The sequence below is a fragment of the Micromonospora sp. CPCC 205558 genome (assembly GCF_036902955.1).
In the GTDB taxonomy this organism is placed as follows: Bacteria; Actinomycetota; Actinomycetes; order Mycobacteriales; family Micromonosporaceae; genus Micromonospora.
On the sequence record NZ_JBAKHR010000006.1, the window covers coordinates 69,121 to 85,163 of the forward strand.

Below are 16,043 nucleotides of genomic sequence, written 5' to 3' on the forward strand. Positions count from 1 at the left end.
CGACGGATAACGTCGGCGCATGACTGTTGAGCATCCCGCGCTCGCACTGCGTGGCCTGGCCAAGCGGTTCGACGGCACGATCGCGGTGGCCGGCGTCGACCTGGACGTCCCCGCCGGCTCCTTCTACGGCCTGCTCGGCCCGAACGGCGCCGGCAAGACCACCACCCTGTCGATGGCGGTCGGGCTGTTGCGTCCGGACGCCGGCTCGGCCTGGGTGCTCGGGCACGACGTCTGGCAGGACCCGATCACCGCCAAGCGGTTGCTCGGCGTGATGCCCGACGGGGTCCGGCTGTTCGACCGGCTGACCGGGGCGGAGCTGCTGGCGTACAACGGGTTGTTGCGGGGGATGGACCCGACGGTGGTCGACCAGCGGGCTGCCGAGCTGCTGGACGTGCTGGCGCTCGGCGACGCCGGTCGGACTCTGGTGGTGGACTACTCGGCGGGCATGAAGAAGAAGATCGGCCTGGCCTGCGCGCTGCTGCACGGCCCTCGGGTGCTGGTGTTGGATGAGCCGTTCGAGGCGGTCGACCCGGTCTCCGCGGCGCTGATCCGGGACATCCTCACCCGGTACGCGGCCGGCGGCGGCACTGTGGTGTTCTCCAGTCACGTGATGGAGGTCGTCGAGCGGCTCTGCTCGCACGTGGCGATCCTGGCCGGCGGCACCATCAAGCGGGTCGGGACCCTCGACGAGGTCCGTGGGGATCGCTCGTTGGAGCAGGTCTTCGTCGAGGTGGTCGGCGGGCGCACCGCGACCGGCGAGGAGCTGTCATGGCTCTCCCGGTGAGCGCGGACGCCACCCCCGTACGGCCGGTCTCCGCTCGGCACTTCGCGCGGCTCAAGCTGCGGGTGATGGGCAACAACTTTCGGGGCCAGGGCTGGCGGATCGCCATGTTCATCGGCGGCGCGTTGCTGGGGCTCTGGTTCGCCGCCAGCGGCTTCTTCCTCTTCGCCGCGCCGGGCCTGAGTGGCAACGGCCAGTACGCGGTGCTGATCGCGGCGGGCGGCGGCGGGCTGCTGGTGCTCGGTTGGCTGCTCCTGCCACTGGTCTTCTTCGGCGTGGACGAGACCCTGGACCCGGCCCGGTTCGCGCTGCTGCCGCTGTCCCGACGCACGTTGGTGACCGGCCTGTTCGTCGCGGCCCTGCTCAGCGTGCCGGTGCTGGCGGTGCTCATCGCGTCGTTCGGGCTGGTGCTGACCGCCTGGTCGCTGGGTGGCTGGTCGGCGGGCTTGCTCGCCGTCGTGGGTGTGCTCGCTGGGCTGCTGCTCTGTGTGGCCGCCAGCCGGGCGGTGACCAGTGCCTTCGCCACCATGTTGCGGTCCCGCCGGGTCCGGGACCTGGCGGCCGTGCTGCTGGCGGTGACGGCCGCGCTGCTCGGCCCGTTGCAGCTCTTCGGCCTCGCCGCGCTGCGGGAGGCGGACTGGGCCCGGTTGACCAGTGTGGCGACGGTGATCGGTTGGACACCGCTGGGCGCTCCGTGGACCGTCGGCATCGACGTGGCCCAGGGGCGGGTGTGGGCGGCACCGGTCAAGTTGCTGATCACGGTGGTGGCACTCGGCGCCCTGCTGGCCTGGTGGTCCCGGTCGCTCGAGTCGGCGATGGTGGGTGCGGCGAGCGGCGGTAAGGCCCCGGCGCGACGCGAGGTCTCCGGTGGCGCGGTCGCCCAACTGTTTCCCCGGGTCGCCGGGTGGGCCGGCCGGGACCGGTTCGGTGCCCTGGTCGCACGGGAGGCCCGTTACTGGTGGCGGGACGCCCGCCGCCGGGCCAACCTGATCACGATCGCGGTGGTCGGCATCTTCGTGCCCGTGATGATCAACGTTACCGGCGGGGACTTCGCGGCCATGGGCGAGGCGGGGTTCACGGCGGCGGCCAACGACAGCTCACCGGTCGTGGTCACCATCTCGATGCTCTTCGTGGGTGTGCTCGCCGCCGTCACCCTGGCCAATCAGTTCGGGTTCGACGGCAGCGCGTACGCCGCGCACGTGGTGGCCGGGGTGCCCGGCCGGGTCGAGCTACGGGCCCGGATGACGGCCTTCTCGCTGTACGTGCTGCCGATGTTGGCAGTCGTCGCGGTGGTGCTGTCGGTGCTGCTCGGTCGACCGGGTTGGATCGGGCTCACGGTCGGCAGCCTGGTCGCCACCTACGGCGCCGGGCTGGCGGTGAACAGCCTGGTCTCGGTGCTCGGGGCGTACTCGCTGCCGGAGACGAGCAACCCGTTCGCGATGAACAGCGGCGCGGGCATGGCGAAGGGGCTGCTCACCCTGCTGGCCATGCTCGCCTCGGCGGTCGCCGCGGTGCCGATGGTGGTGGCCGCCGCGCTGCTCGGTGACGCCTGGCTCTGGTTGGCCCTGCCGGTCGGTGCCGCGTACGGGCTGGGCGCGGCGCTGCTGGGCGCGTACCTGGCCGGCGACGTACTGGACCGCCGCCAACCGGAGCTGCTCGCCACGGTCACGCCGCGTCGTTAACCGGCGCGGCGGCCCGGGGCCTGGGCGGCGTCGACGACGAAGCCACGCCAAGCGGCCGGAGCGAAGGTGAGGGTCGGGCCGGAACGGTCCTTGCTGTCCCGGACCAGCACGACGCCGGGCACGTTGTCCGCCACCTCGACGCAGGCGCCGCCCGTATCCTGGCAGCCGGATCGGGCCTCAGACCACGCAAGCGACCGGACGGCGCATCGCAGCAGGGATCGGTGTGTCACCGCGAGCGTGATGTCCCTGAGGCATCAATATGACTCAGAGGCATCACGGCCATTCGGGAATCGCCCTCCGCCGACGCCGAGCGGAGCGCGCGGCGGCCGGGCGACTCCACCTCCCAGGTCGGCCGGAGAGCCGAGGTGAGCCGGCCGCACCTGCCGATGCGGCCGCTCTGGCGGTGTCGCGGCTGCGGGGCGCCCTGGCCGTGCCCGGCGCGGCTGGCGCTGCTCGGCTCAACGGGCGACCCGCCGACCTGCACGAGCGCTTCCTTGGTTGGGCGCGGGGCCGGGGCGGCACAATGTTTCACGTGAATCATGAGCCGGGTGCCGAGATCCACCACACCGATCCGTTCGCCGTGCCGACCGGGCAGCGGTCGCCGGTACGCCGGCTGCGTGGTCGGCTCGCCGCACCGGTGACCCTCTGGACGGCGCCCGGTCCGGCCGGGCTGACCGTTTCGTCCACCCTGGTGGCCGAGGGCGAACCGGACCGGTTGCTCGGGCTGATCGACCCGGAGTCCGACCTCTGGGCGGCCGTCGAGGAGTCGGGCCGGTTCGCGGTCACGCCGCTCGGCCCGCCACACCGGCAGCTCGCCGATCGCTTCGCCGGCCTCTTTCCCGCCCCGGGAGGGCTCTTCGCCACCGGCGGGTGGGTCGAGACGCCGTACGGGCCGGTCCCGGCGGACGCCGGAGGCTGGGCCGGGTGCCGGCTGGACACCGCCCGGGAGTACGGCTGGGGCCTGCTGGTCGAGGCCACGATCGAGGCGGTCGACCTGGCCGAGGATGGCGCTCCGCTGCTGCACTACCGCGGTCGCTATCACGAGTTGCCGGCTTGAACGGACGCCCCGCCCGGGTCCGACCGATCACCGCAGTGACCTGAGTCACTTGGCGCAGCCAGCCAACCGCTCGGCGCACTCGCCGACCGGCGTCGATCTCAGCCTTCCCTGCCGGGGAGTGCGCTCTTTACGGTGCGCGAAACTCCTCTGACGCCTGTGAAGGTGGTGATCCACAGATGTCCACGGACACACCCGCTCCGACCGCTTCCGAGTCGGACAAGTACCTGGCCGTACAACGGTCGGACGAGTTCGCCGGGCTGCGGCGTGCGCTGCGCGGCTTCGTCTTCCCGATGACCGTCGCTTTCTTCCTGTGGTATGCGCTCTACGTCATTCTCTCCGCGTACGCCCGGGACTTCATGGGCACGAAGCTGTTCGGCAGCAACATCAACGTCGCGCTGGTCTTCGGCCTGCTCCAGTTCGTCTCCACGTTCCTGATCGCCTGGCTCTACTCCCGCTACGCGGACCGGAAGATCGACCCCATCGCGGACCGGATCCGCGCCGAGATCGGGGAGGTGACCCATGAGCAAGGTCCTCGCGGTTGAGACGTTCCTCGCGGCTGAGGCGGGCAACCACACCGCCCGCAACCTGACCATCACGCTCTTCCTGGTCTTCGTGGCGGTGACCCTGGGCATCACCATCTGGGCCAGCCGGCAGACCAAGACGGCGACCGACTTCTACGCGGGCGGCCGGTCCTTCTCCGGCTTCCAGAATGGCATGGCGATCGGCGGCGACTACATGTCGGCCGCCTCGTTCCTCGGTATCGCCGGCATCATCGCGCTGTACGGCTACGACGGCTTCCTCTACTCGATCGGCTTCCTGGTCGCCTGGCTGGTGGCCCTGCTGCTGGTCGCGGAGCTGCTGCGGAACTCGGGCCGGTACACGATGGCGGACGTGCTGGCCTTCCGGATGCGTCAGCGTCCGGTGCGTACGGCGGCGGCGGTCTCCACCATCACGGTGTCGATCTTCTACCTGCTCGCACAGATGGTGGGCGCCGGTGCGCTGGTCGCGCTGCTGCTCGGGATCAAGCCGGGGACGACCTTCCTCGGCATGGACGCGGACGCCGCGAAGATCGCCACGATCATCATGGTCGGCGCCCTGATGATCATCTACGTCACCGTGGGCGGCATGAAGGGCACCACCTACGTGCAGATCGTCAAGGCGTTCCTGCTCATGAGCGGTGCGCTGTTGATGACCATCCTGGTGCTGGCGAAGTTCAACTTCAACCTGTCGGAGCTGCTCGGCCAGGCGGCCGAGGCATCCGGCAAGGGCAGCGCGTTCCTCGAACCCGGGCTGCGGTACGGCGTCGAGGCCGCCGGCAACTCGACGCAGACCTTCTACAACAAGATGGACCTGCTCTCGCTCGGCATCGCCCTGGTGCTCGGCACCGCCGGTCTGCCGCACATCCTGATCCGCTTCTACACGGTGCCGACCGCCAAGGCGGCCCGTAAGAGCGTGCTCTGGGCGATCGGCATCATCGGCACCTTCTACCTGCTCACCCTGGCCCTCGGCTTCGGTGCGGCGGCGCTGGTCGGCGGTCAGGCGATCACGGCGCAGGACAAGGCCGGAAACACGGCGGCGCCGCAGTTGGCCGAGGCGCTCGGCATCGACTTCTTCGGCGGCGAACTGGGTGGGGCAGCCCTGCTGGCGATCATCGCGGCCGTCGCCTTCGCGACCATCCTCGCGGTGGTCGCCGGGTTGACGCTGGCCTCGTCGTCCAGCCTGGCGCACGACTTCTACGCGAACGTGCTGAAGAAGGGCGAGGCGTCGGAGCGGCAGGAGGTACGGGTCGCCCGGATCTCGGCCCTGGTGATCGGCGCCGTGTCGATCGCATTGTCGATCTACGCGCAGAACCTGAACGTGGCGTTCCTGGTGGCACTGGCCTTCGCGGTCGCCGCCTCGGGCAACCTGCCGGCGATCCTCTACAGCCTCTTCTGGCGGCGGTTCAACACGTCCGGCGCGGTGTGGGCGATCTACGGCGGGCTGATCTCGGCCGTGCTGCTGGTGTTCTTCTCGCCGGTGGTCTCCGGTGCGGCGACGTCGATGTTCCCGAACCACGACTGGCAGTGGTTCCCGCTGTCCAACCCGGGCATCCTCTCCATCCCGTTCGGTTTCCTCTGCGGGTGGATCGGCACTGTCATCTCCAAGGAGCACGACGAGGACAAGTACGCGGAACTGGAGGTGCGCTCCCTCACCGGGGCTGGCGCCCACTGACCGCGGTACCCGTCAAAGGGGTCCCCTGCTGACGCACGACGTCAACAGGGGACCCCCTGCGTGGATTCGGCTGTCGGTAGGCTGATCGGCATGAAGGTTGCTGAGCGCTTTGGTTCCGGTCACCGCGTCCTCGTCACCGGCGGAGCGGGCTTCGTCCCCTCGCACCTGGTAGACGCCCTGATCGCCCGAGGTTGCACAGTGGTGGCGCTGGACAATTTCGTCACCGGCTCCAAGGAGAACGTCGCCCACCTGCTGGATCGGCCGACCTTCACCCTCGTCGAAGCGGACATCTCCGAGGGCCTGCCGACCCACCACCCGGCGCTGACCGAGCGGTTCGACGCGATCCTGCACATGGCCTCTCCGGCCAGCCCCACCGACTTCGCCCAACTGCCGGTGGAGATCCTCCGGGTCGGCTCGGTCGGCACCCTGCACCTGCTGGAGCGCGCGGTCGCCGACGGCGCCCGGTTCCTGATGGCCTCCACCTCCGAGGCGTACGGGGACCCGAAGGAGCACCCGCAGCGGGAGACCTACTGGGGCAACGTCAACCCGATCGGGGTCCGCAGCGTCTACGACGAGGCGAAGCGCTTCTCCGAGGCGGCGACGATGGCGTACCACCGCTACCGCGGGCTCGACGCGGCGATCGTCCGGATCTTCAACACGTACGGCCCGCGGATGCGCCCGGACGACGGCCGTGCCATCCCCACCTTCATCTCCCAGGCGTTGCGCGGCGAGCCGATCACCGTGCACGGCACGGGCGACCAGACCCGGTCCATCTGCTTCGTCGAGGACCTGGTGCGCGGCATCCTGCTGCTGCTCGACTCGACCGAGACGGGCCCGGTCAACTGCGGCACCGAGCACGAGCTGAGCATGCGGCAACTCGCCGAGTTGATCGTGTCGCTCTCCGACAGCACCTCGAAGGTGACCTATGTCACCCGTGGCTCGGATGACCCGGAGATGCGTCGGCCGGATCTCACGCTCGCGCGTGAACTGCTCGGATACGAGCCGTCGGTCGCGCCCGAAGATGGCCTGCGGCGCACGATCGAGTACTTCCGCACGCGACTGGGGTGACCGGATCTTCAGGTACCACCCGCCGCTGAGTGTCGCCTGAAGGCGGCAGTGGCTCTGGCTACGTACCCTGAGTTACATGTCCGCGACCTCGTCTGCCGGCGTCCCGCTTCCGTACCTGCACCGCAGCGCCGGGCGCGCGTCCGTGCCCGGCCCCGACCGGAGCGCCTCCGGGCGTGCCCGTCCGTCCGAGGCGCGCTTCTACCCGTCGTACGACGAGGAGGAGCCGCAGCCCGGCGGCCCGGCGGGGCCCACGGGGCCCGGCGGCCCGGGTGGCACCGGTGGGCCGGGGCGGCGTGGCCCACGACCGCGCTGGGGTCGGATCGCCCTGGTGGCCGGGGTCGCGGTGCTGGTGCTGGCGCTGCTCGGCAGCGTCGGCGCCTGGCTGTACGCCCGCAACCTCAACAGTGACCTGGCCCGCACCGACCCGTTCGCGGAGATCACCGGTGGTCGGCCCGCCAAGACCGTCGATGGCGCGCTGAACATCCTGCTGGTCGGCAGCGACTCGCGGGACCCGGACGCACCGGTCGACACCAAGAGTCAGTGGCGTGCCGACACGATCATCGTCATGCACATCCCGGCGGACCACCAGGAGGCCTATCTGGTCTCCATCCCCCGGGACCTGTACGTGCCGATCCCGGAGAGCGCCGGCGCGGACTGCGGCTCCGGTTCGCGCGCGAAGATCAACGCAGCGTTCGCGTTCGGTGGGCTGCCGCTGGCGGTACGCACCGTGGAGTGCTTCACCGACGTTCGGATCGACCACGTGATGGCGATCGACTTCGGCGGTTTCAAGGAGGTCACCGACGCCCTCGGCGGGGTGGACCTGAAGGTGGAACGCACCATCACCTCGATCCACAAGCCGTACCGGACGTTCACCAAGGGCACCAACCACATGGACGGCGCGGAGGCACTGGACTGGATCCGGCAGCGCAAGCAGTTCCCGGACGGGGACTTCGCCCGGATGCGGCACCAGCAGGAGTTCCTGCGGGCGCTGATGGACAAGGCGGCGAGCACGGGCACGCTGGCGAACCCGAAGAAGCTCAACGATTTCCTCAAGTCGGTGACCGCGGCCGTAACCGTCGACCAGTCTTTCTCGGTTACAGACATGGCGCTGCAGTTCCGTAACCTGCGCGGCCAGAACCTCACCTTTGTGACCAGCCCGAACTCGGGCAGCGACACCATCAACGGCGAGTCGGTGGTGGTGTCGGACCGGGAGAAGGCGCTCGCGATGTACCAGGCCATGTCCGCTGACACGATGGCCGACTGGGTCAAGGCCAACCCGCCGAAGAGCAACGACGGCGGCTGAGCGCGGCCGAGGGGGCACCAGCCGTTCGGATCATCGAACGGCGACGATCGTCTGAGTCTGCGAAATTCGACGTCCGGATTGACCTGAGATGAACTCGCCAAGTCGTTTTGATGTACGTACAGTGGTGCCGCCCCCTCCTGATCACGAGCTGGAGCACGAATGCCGGTTCAGGCCAGTCGTCGCCCTTCTTCCCCCGGGTCCGCCGCCCCCAGCGGTCGAGTCGCTGCGGCCATACCCGTGCAGGCGCGTCCCGCTGGTGGCGGGCCGGGCTCGCGCCCTCCCGGCAGCGGCGGTGATGGCGGTGGCGACCGCCCGGGTGGCGGTGGGTCCAAGAAGCGAACCAAGCGCAAGGACCCCCTCTGGGCCAGGCTGACCGTGGTCTTCGGTGCCGTGCTGATGCTGACCAGCGGCGTGGCCATCGTCGGCAGCAAGGCGCTGATCGGGCAGGCGACCGGCGGCATCGCGAAGGGCAACCTGCTGGGTGACGCGGGCAAGTCCGACGCCGAGGGCGGGGCGAGCCTGGACGGCCCGATCGACATGCTGCTGCTCGGCGTGGACGCGCGGGAGCGCTGGGCCGCCGACGACGTCCGCTCGGACAGCATCATCATCCTGCACATCCCGGCCACCCACGACCAGGCGTACCTGATCTCGATCCCCCGGGACACCGAGGCGCAGATCCCGGCATTCAAGAAGAGCGGCTACGGCGGCGGCTCCGGGAAGATCAATGCCGCGTTCCAGGCCGGTGCCGCCAACGGCGGTGGCTGGGAGGGTGGCGCCCAGCTGATGGCCCAGACGATCAAGCGGCTCACCGGGATCAGCTTCGACGGCGCGGCGATCATCAACTTCGGCGGCTTCAAGAGCGTCATCGACGCCCTGGGCACGGTGCGGATCTGCGTCAGCCAAGAGGTCAAGTCCCTGCACATGTCGTACGTCGACGGCAAGCCGATGTGGAACGCGGACGCCAAGAAGACCGGCAAGCCGCGGACCCCGGTGGTGCACAAGAAGGGCTGCCAGGAGATGGAGGGTTGGGCCGCGCTCGACTACTCCCGGCAGCGCAAGACCCTCAAGAACGGCGACTACGACCGGCAGGCCAACCAGCAGCAGCTGATCAAGGCGATGGCCAAGAAGGCCACCGAGGGCGGGATGTTGAGCAACCCGGCCAAGATGAACAACCTGATCAAGGCGGCGGGCAAGGCGTTCGTCCTGGACACCGGCGGCGTGGCGATCGAGAACTTCATCTTCACCATGCGCGGGGTCACCGGCAACGAGCTGACCATGCTCAAGACCAACAACGGCACCTTCAACGCCAACGGCAACAACACCGAGGGCTTGAACGAAGAGACGATGGCGATGTTCCGGGCGGTCAAGCAGGACAAACTCGCCGAGTTCGTCTTCACCCACCCCGAGGTGATCTCCACCCGCAAGTGAGGCGGTAGTCGCGGAAAGCCAGCGACGACCTCGTCACCGCCCGTAGCCTGACGTGAGCAGGTTTCACGTATCGGCTGCGGGGAGGCGGTCACGTCCAGGTGGGGACGGAACGCAGCGGGCCGGGCCGGAGCGGCCCCGCCCGCCCGGTCACCCCGCGCCCGTGGGTCGCGGATCCTGCTCGGCGTCGGCCTGGCCCTCGTCCTGCTGGCGGGGCTCGCCGTGGTCGGGCTCAAGACGCTCAGCCACCGGTACGACCGCACGGTGACCAAGGAGCAACTGCTCGACCCCGACGCCCGCACCGGGCGCACCGACCTGGACGGGCCGCTCAACTATCTCCTGGTCGGCTCCGACCGACGCCCCGGCGACACTGGCCCGGACCAACGCTCGGACACCATCCTCATCGTGCACGTCCCCGCCGGGCAGCGGGAGGCGTACCTGGTCTCCATCCCGCGTGACCTGCTGGTCGCCATCCCGCCCACCAACGGGTTCGGTGGTGGCCAAGACAAGATCAACGCGGCGTACGAGCACGGCGGCGGCGGCCCAGCCGGCGCCCAACTGCTCTCCGCCACCCTGCACCGGCTCACCGGAATCCAGTTCGACGGCGCCGCCCTGATCGACTTCTCCGGCTTCCGGAAGGTCATCGACCTGCTCGGCGGGGTGGAGATGTGCGTCGACACCGAGGTCCGCTCGATCCACACCAACCGGGTCTTCACCACCGGCTGCCACCAGATGGACGGGGCGCAGGCGTTGGACTACGTCCGACAGCGCTACGACCTGCCCGGCGGTGACTACGACCGGCAGCACCACCAGCAGCAGTTGCTCCGGGCGATGCTGGACAGCGCCGGCAGAGCGGACCTGCGGAGCAACCCCGTCAAACTGGACCAGGTGCTCCGGGCGGTCGGCGGCTCGCTGACCGTCGACACCAACGGCGTACCCCTGGAGGACCTGCTCCTCGCGCTGCGCGCGCTGCCGCCCGACGGGATGCGCGGCGTCCAGGTGCCCTCCTCACCGCAGACAATCGACGAGGTCTCGTACGTGGTGCTGGACAACGGGGGCAACGGGCTCTTCGAGGCGCTGCGCGGCACCCGGGTGCCGGCCTGGGCGCGGGCCAACCCCCGGTGGGTGACCCGGTTGTGATGGTTCCGACGGCCCGGTCGACGGCGAACCGGGCCACGAGGATCTAGTGTTGCTTCCTGTGTTCGGACCCCAGGTTCCCACCGTGCCCGTGACCGAGATCGCCGACGAGACCTACCTGCTGGATGTGCGGGAGGACGACGAGTGGGCGGCCGGCCACGCGCCCACCGCCCACCACCTGCCGATGATGGAGCTACCGGCCCGGCTGGCCGAGGTGCCCACCGACCGGGAGGTGGCGGTCGTCTGCCGTTCCGGCGGACGCTCCGCCCAGGTCGTCGCCTATCTGATCAACAACGGCTGGGAGCAGGTGCGCAACGCCGACGGCGGGATGCGCCAGTGGGCTGCGGTCGGCCGACCGGTGGTCGACGCGAACGGGCAGCCCGGCCAGGTCATCTGAGGCCGGCGGATGGGCGGGCCACTGGTCTTCGCGCACCGCGGCGCCTCGTTCGACCTACCCGAGCACACCCTCGCCGCGTACCTGCGCGCCCTCGACGAGGGCGCCGACGGCCTGGAGTGCGACGTCCGGCTGACCCGGGACGGGCACCTGGTCTGCGTACACGACCGACGACTCGACCGCACCAGCAACGGTCGCGGTCTGGTCAGCGCGCGTACGCTCGCCGAGCTGGACGCCCTGGACTTCGGGTCGTGGCACCCGGGCAGCGCGCCGGCCGGCGACCTGCCACCGGATGAGTCGCACACCCGGCTGCTGACCCTGACCCGGCTCCTGGACGCGGTGCTCGCCGCCGGCCGGCCGGTCCGGCTGCTGGTCGAGACGAAGCACCCGTCCCGTTACGGCACGAACGTGGAACGGCGACTGGTCAGCCTGCTGCGCCGGTACGGGCTCGCCGATCCAACTCCGGACGACCCGGTGCAGGTCACGGTCATGTCGTTCTCCCCGTTGGCGGTCCGTCGGGTGCGCGAGCTGGCCCCGACGCTGCCCACTGTGCTGTTGCTGGAGGTGTTGCCGCCCTGGTTGCCGTTGAGTCGGCTACCGTTCGGCGCCCGGATCGCCGGGCCGGGCATCGGCCTGGTCCGGGCCCGCCCGCGGTTGCTGCCCGCACTGCGAGCGGGCGGCAACCAGGTCTACGTCTGGACTGTCAACGAACCGGACGACCTGGAGTTGGTGCTGGCCGCCGGGGTGGACGGGATCATCACCGACCGGCCGGCGTATGCCCTCGCCCGGCTGGACCGGTGACCCCATCGGCCGGGCGGGGGTGCCCAAAATCGGGTCGGCGGGGCAGACTCGGCACATGCCGGAGCGTATCGATTTCCCCGCTCTCATCGCCGGCCACACCGTCGTGATCGAGATGATCAACTCTGGGGACGCTGGCCTGCCGGTCCTCACCCAACTGCTCCGGGTGGCCCAGCCGGCGCTCGGCGCGACCGGGATGGCGTTCGTCGAGTTCGGGCCGACCGGCGGTCGGGTGATCGCCGCGACCGGTGCGGCGGAGTGGGCCCTCGGCCGACCACTGGCAATCGACGACCCGGACACCGTCTGCCTGCTCGCCGGGCCACGGGTGCGCCAGGTGCGGGTGGGTGACCTCAACGGCAAGCTGGCCAGCGAACTGGCCGGCAGCGGCCTGCGCCGGATGGTGGTCTCCCGGGCCGAGATCGGCGGGCACACCGTCGGCAGCCTGCACGCGCTCTATCCGGGCGACGACGAGCCGGGCCCCGAGCAGCAGGGGGTGATCACCTACCTCGCGTCCTGCGTCGGGCACATGTACGGCGACCAGAGTGGCCTGCCGGTGCACGGCGACGGCCCGGTGGTGGCGGCCCTCGCCGACGGGTTGGCCGTCGTCGACCGCGACGGGCACGTCCGGCTCTGGAACCCGGCCGCCGCCCAGGTCACCGGCCGCACGGTCGAGCAGGCACTGAGCCGCCCGTTGCCGTTCCCGCTGCCACCCTCGGGGCAGGTTCGGGACCACCGGATGCCGGACGGCCGCTGGCTGCGGATCACCTCCGGCGAGCTGCCCGGACCGGGCACGTTGCGGGTGGTCACCTTCCGCGACATCACCGACCAGCAGCGCCGCGACCACGACCGGGAGCTGTTCGTCGCCGTGACCAGCCACGAGCTGCGCACCCCGGTCACCGTCATCAAGGGGTACGCGGACACCCTCACCGACCACTGGGAGTCGCTGACCGAGGTCGACCGCCGGCAGGCGGCCCGGGTGATCGGCCAACGCGCCAACGAGCTGGCCCGGTTGGTCGACCGGCTCCTCAGCTCCGCGGCCGAGGTGGGGCCGGGCGACGACCCTCCCACCCCGTTCGACCTCGGCGAGGCGCTGCGCTGCGCCGTCGTGGACCTGCCGGCGGAGCTACGCCGCCGGCTGGTGCTCCGCCTCCCCGGCGATCTGCCCAAGGCGCTCGGTCACCGCCCCAGCCTGGCCACCGTGCTGACCGAGTTGACGACCAACGCCGGTAAGTACTCGGCACCGGGTTCACCCATCGAGATCACCGCCTCGGTCGACGGCCAGTTGGTGGCGTTCCGGGTCAGCGACCAGGGCATCGGCATCCGACCGGAGCACGTGGAACGGGCGTTCGACCGGTTCTGGCAGGGCGAGTCCGGCGACCGTCGCGGCTATCCGGGGGCCGGGCTCGGCCTGTATCTCGTCCGCCGGATCGTTGAACAACAGAATGGATGGGTATCCCTACGTCCGAGGACCGGCGGCGGTACGGTCGCAGAGGTGCGGCTACCACGCGGTTGACCGAGGTGGCGCGACGTGGAGGCGACGGTGGCAGCGGCAGCGAGGGATCAAGCTTGGTGCGTGGTGGTTCCCCACCACCCGGGCGGGGCACGGCTGGCCCGACACCGGCTCGCCGCTGAGCTGGCGGACGCCGTACCCCCGACGCTCCTCGCGGACCTGATCGCGGTGCTCGCGGAGCTGGTGGGCAACGCGGTGCGGCACGCCAGACCGCTGCCCGGCGGCGTGATCCGGGTGGCCTGGCGGCTGCGGCCCTCGGCCGAGGGCGCCCTGATCCAGCTGCGGGTCACCGACGGCGGCGGTGCGGGCGCCGGGCCACGGCTCCGGACGGCCAGCCCGGATTCTGCGGACGGGCGCGGGCTGCACATCGTGGCCGGCCTGGCCACCCGCTGGGGCGTCGAGCAGGACGGCATGGGCCAGCAGGTCTGGGCGGAGTTCGACCCGGTGCCGGCACCCCGACCCGACCTGGTGCCGGCGGGCTGAGTACGGCTCGGGCGGGTCCCGGCCACGGCGAGCCGCTCGGGGCTCTAGGCTGTGACGCCGTGAGTAAGCGTCGAAAGAGCCAGCGCACTGCCACCGACACCACCCCCCGCCGCGACAAGGTGCGGGACGTCTTCGTGCCGCGTCCGTTCGACGGGCTGGTCGACGAGTGCGAGTGGATCGCGCTACGCGAATTGGTGCCCGCCGCCTCCGCCCCGCTGCGACTGGCGCCCGCCCTGGTCGAGGAGTTCGGTGACCGGGCGGCGACGCTCGCCACGGTGCTGCCGATGGCCGCCCCGGCGATCACCAAGCCGGACGGCCGCGTGCTCATCGGTCTCCAGCGCCACCAGCAGTCCGGCGACGTCTCCCGGGATCTGGCCGACGCGTTGCTCAGCGCGTTGCGCACCGAGCCGGGTGGCCAGGTGGCCGTGCCGCCACTGCCCGGGCCCGGGCCCCGTCTGCAGGACATCCTCGTGGACGGTCCGCTGGACATCACCATGCACGACGGTTTCGAGTTCTGGCTCGACCCCGGGGCCGCCGACGATCCGACCGTTCAGGCGTCGCTGGAGCGTGCGAACGCGGCCATCTACCCGACGGTGCGGCTGACCGCGGCGAAGGCGGCGTACTGGTGTCAGGTGCCAGAGAAGGCCCACGTGCGCTGGGTGCTGCCGGACGACGAGGACGCCGCCCTCGACGCGCTGGCCCGCCTCGGCGCGGCCGGCACGCTGACGCTCGGCGAGCAGACCAAGTTCGCCGGCATGTTCCGCGCACACGGTCGGCTCGTGCCGGTCTGGGACCTGCCGGAGGAGACTCCGGCGGCCGAGTGGGAGGAGCCGGTGGCGCAGTTCGCCAAGCGGTACGCCGAGGCTCTCGCCGTCACCGACCCGCTCGACGCCGCCGACCGTCGGGCCCGGCAGGGGCTGCTCGGTCGCCAGCTCACCCTGCGCTGAGCCGTAGAGCCCGCTGCCCGTTGGCGCTCAGCGGGTGACGGCCAGCGGGTCGCGGGTGATCGGGCAGGACATGCAGCGCGGTCCGCCCCGGCCGGAGCCCAACTCGGAGCCGGCGATCGGGATCACCTCGATGCCGGCCCGCTCCAGTTGCGCGTTGGTCTCGGTGTTGCGCTCGTAGCCGACGCAGAGCCGGGGGGCCAGCGCGAGGGTGTTGTTGCCGTCATCCCACTGCTCGCGTTCGGCGGTGACGGGATCCAGCCCGGTGTCGATGACCCGGAGCAGGTCGAGGTCCATCGCGTCGGCGGCGGCCCGCAGGAACGGCGCCGGCCCGTCCACCCGCGGGTCCTCGCCGTCCCCGCCGGCGATCACCGTGTACGCCGACAGCGTGCTCGCGATGTTGGGATACATCAGGACGGCATCCACGTCGACCATCGTGCACACGGTGTCCAGGTGCATGGTGGCGCGCTTCTGGGCGATCGGCACCACCAGGATGGTGTGGGCCAGGCCGGCGGCGAAGACCTGCCGGCCGAGGCGTTCGGCGCCGGCCGGGGTCGTCCGTTCGCCCACCCCGACCGCCAGCACCCCGGGTGCGAGCAGCAGCACGTCGCCGCCCTCCAGGTGCTCCAGGTTGGGGCGGTAGACGAACTCGGTGCCGGCGAACCGGGGGTGGTGGCGGTAGATGGCGTCGGTCAGGGTGGTTTCGCGGCGGCGGGCCGGCATGGCCAGGCTGGTGACACCGACCCGGTCGCCGATCCAGAGCGACGAGTCGCGGGTGAACAGCAGGTTGGGCAGTGGGTCGATGACGAAGTCGTGTCGGTCCATCAGCGTGTAGACCAGCCCACCCGGCCGCTCCGAGCTGATCCGCAACTCCTCGTGGGCCAGCCCGGCGGTGAGCACGTCGGCGAGGGCGGCCGGGTCCAGGTAGGAGAGGTGGTCGGCGACGCGGGCGCGCAGGGTGTCGCCGAGCCGTTCCGAGCGCAGCACCTCGTCGGTGAGTTCGGCCCGGGCATCAGCGACGGCGAGCGTCTCGGCCAACAGGGTGGCCAGGTAGAGCACCTCGACGCCACGCTCGCGCAGGGCGGCGGCGAACGCGTCGTGCTCCTCCTGGGCGCGTCCCACCCAGGGGATCGCGTCGAACAGGAGTGAGTCGTTGTTGCGTGGGGTGAGCCGGGCCAGTTCGGGGCCGGGCCGGTGCAGCAGTACGGTGCCGAGCCGCCCGACTTCACTGTCGACGTAGTGGGTCACTC

Annotated in this window: 16 protein-coding genes; 14 read left to right on the plus strand and 2 right to left on the minus strand. The window is 70.9% G+C overall.

Annotated elements, in window-relative coordinates:
• Positions 1–19 precede the first annotated feature (19 nt).
• Together V6U86_RS07640 and V6U86_RS07645 are read left to right on the plus strand one after the other, a co-directional pair.
• Positions 20–784 (plus strand): ABC transporter ATP-binding protein, encoded by a 765-nt coding sequence (locus V6U86_RS07640; RefSeq protein WP_334500103.1) that lies wholly within the window; start codon positions 20–22, stop codon positions 782–784.
• Positions 769–2,463 (plus strand): ABC transporter permease, encoded by a 1,695-nt coding sequence (locus V6U86_RS07645; RefSeq protein ID WP_334500106.1) that lies wholly within the window; start codon positions 769–771, stop codon positions 2,461–2,463. Before V6U86_RS07640 ends, V6U86_RS07645 begins: the two co-directional genes overlap by 16 nt.
• Here the strand turns inward: V6U86_RS07645 and V6U86_RS07650 are convergent.
• Positions 2,460–2,675, minus strand: coding sequence for a DUF397 domain-containing protein (locus V6U86_RS07650; protein WP_334500799.1), 216 nt, complete (start codon positions 2,673–2,675; stop codon positions 2,460–2,462). The two genes, V6U86_RS07645 and V6U86_RS07650, sit on opposite strands and share 4 nt — an antisense overlap.
• 212 nt (positions 2,676–2,887) lie before the next feature.
• Here V6U86_RS07650 and V6U86_RS07660 point away from each other — a divergent pair, with 212 nt between their 5' ends.
• The 12 genes from V6U86_RS07660 (at position 2,888) to V6U86_RS07715 (ending at position 14,796) form a co-directional block, all read left to right on the plus strand.
• Complete coding sequence (locus V6U86_RS07660) at positions 2,888–3,520, plus strand: flavin reductase family protein (RefSeq protein ID WP_442934904.1); 633 nt, start codon at positions 2,888–2,890, stop codon at positions 3,518–3,520.
• Between the two features lie 176 nt (positions 3,521–3,696).
• Positions 3,697–4,062, plus strand: a complete 366-nt coding sequence (locus tag V6U86_RS07665) for a DUF485 domain-containing protein (RefSeq protein ID WP_334500108.1) — start codon at positions 3,697–3,699, stop codon at positions 4,060–4,062.
• Positions 4,040–5,731: a solute symporter family protein gene (locus tag V6U86_RS07670; protein ID WP_334500110.1), complete on the plus strand. Its 1,692-nt coding sequence runs from the start codon at positions 4,040–4,042 to the stop codon at positions 5,729–5,731. Before V6U86_RS07665 ends, V6U86_RS07670 begins: the two co-directional genes overlap by 23 nt.
• 90 nt (positions 5,732–5,821) lie before the next feature.
• The gene (locus V6U86_RS07675) at positions 5,822–6,799 is read left to right on the plus strand and encodes an NAD-dependent epimerase/dehydratase family protein (protein ID WP_334500112.1); all 978 of its coding nucleotides are present in this window, start codon (positions 5,822–5,824) and stop codon (positions 6,797–6,799) included.
• Between the two features lie 76 nt (positions 6,800–6,875).
• Complete coding sequence (locus V6U86_RS07680; protein ID WP_334500114.1) at positions 6,876–8,102, plus strand: LCP family protein; 1,227 nt, start codon at positions 6,876–6,878, stop codon at positions 8,100–8,102.
• A gap of 375 nt (positions 8,103–8,477) precedes the next feature.
• Positions 8,478–9,530 carry an LCP family protein gene (locus tag V6U86_RS07685; RefSeq protein WP_442934894.1) on the plus strand — a complete coding sequence of 351 codons (1,053 nt, stop codon included), beginning with the start codon at positions 8,478–8,480 and terminating at the stop codon, positions 9,528–9,530.
• Between the two features lie 261 nt (positions 9,531–9,791).
• Positions 9,792–10,667 (plus strand): LCP family protein, encoded by an 876-nt coding sequence (locus V6U86_RS07690; protein WP_442934895.1) that lies wholly within the window; start codon positions 9,792–9,794, stop codon positions 10,665–10,667.
• Between the two features lie 58 nt (positions 10,668–10,725).
• A complete protein-coding gene (locus V6U86_RS07695; RefSeq protein WP_030487745.1) occupies positions 10,726–11,061 on the plus strand; it encodes a rhodanese-like domain-containing protein in 336 nt (111 codons plus the stop codon).
• 9 nt (positions 11,062–11,070) lie between these two features.
• Positions 11,071–11,859, plus strand: coding sequence for a glycerophosphodiester phosphodiesterase (locus V6U86_RS07700; protein WP_334500124.1), 789 nt, complete (start codon positions 11,071–11,073; stop codon positions 11,857–11,859).
• 55 nt (positions 11,860–11,914) lie between these two features.
• Complete coding sequence (locus tag V6U86_RS07705; RefSeq protein WP_334500126.1) at positions 11,915–13,369, plus strand: PAS domain-containing sensor histidine kinase; 1,455 nt, start codon at positions 11,915–11,917, stop codon at positions 13,367–13,369.
• Between the two features lie 60 nt (positions 13,370–13,429).
• Positions 13,430–13,849, plus strand: coding sequence for an ATP-binding protein (locus tag V6U86_RS07710; RefSeq protein WP_334500128.1), 420 nt, complete (start codon positions 13,430–13,432; stop codon positions 13,847–13,849).
• Positions 13,850–13,908: 59 nt separating this feature from the next.
• Positions 13,909–14,796: a DUF5926 family protein gene (locus tag V6U86_RS07715; protein WP_334500131.1), complete on the plus strand. Its 888-nt coding sequence runs from the start codon at positions 13,909–13,911 to the stop codon at positions 14,794–14,796.
• Between the two features lie 27 nt (positions 14,797–14,823).
• Here the strand turns inward: V6U86_RS07715 and V6U86_RS07720 are convergent, their stop codons facing one another.
• Complete coding sequence (locus tag V6U86_RS07720) at positions 14,824–16,041, minus strand: arginine deiminase (RefSeq protein WP_334500132.1); 1,218 nt, start codon at positions 16,039–16,041, stop codon at positions 14,824–14,826.
• Between the last annotated feature and the right edge of the window lie 2 nt (positions 16,042–16,043).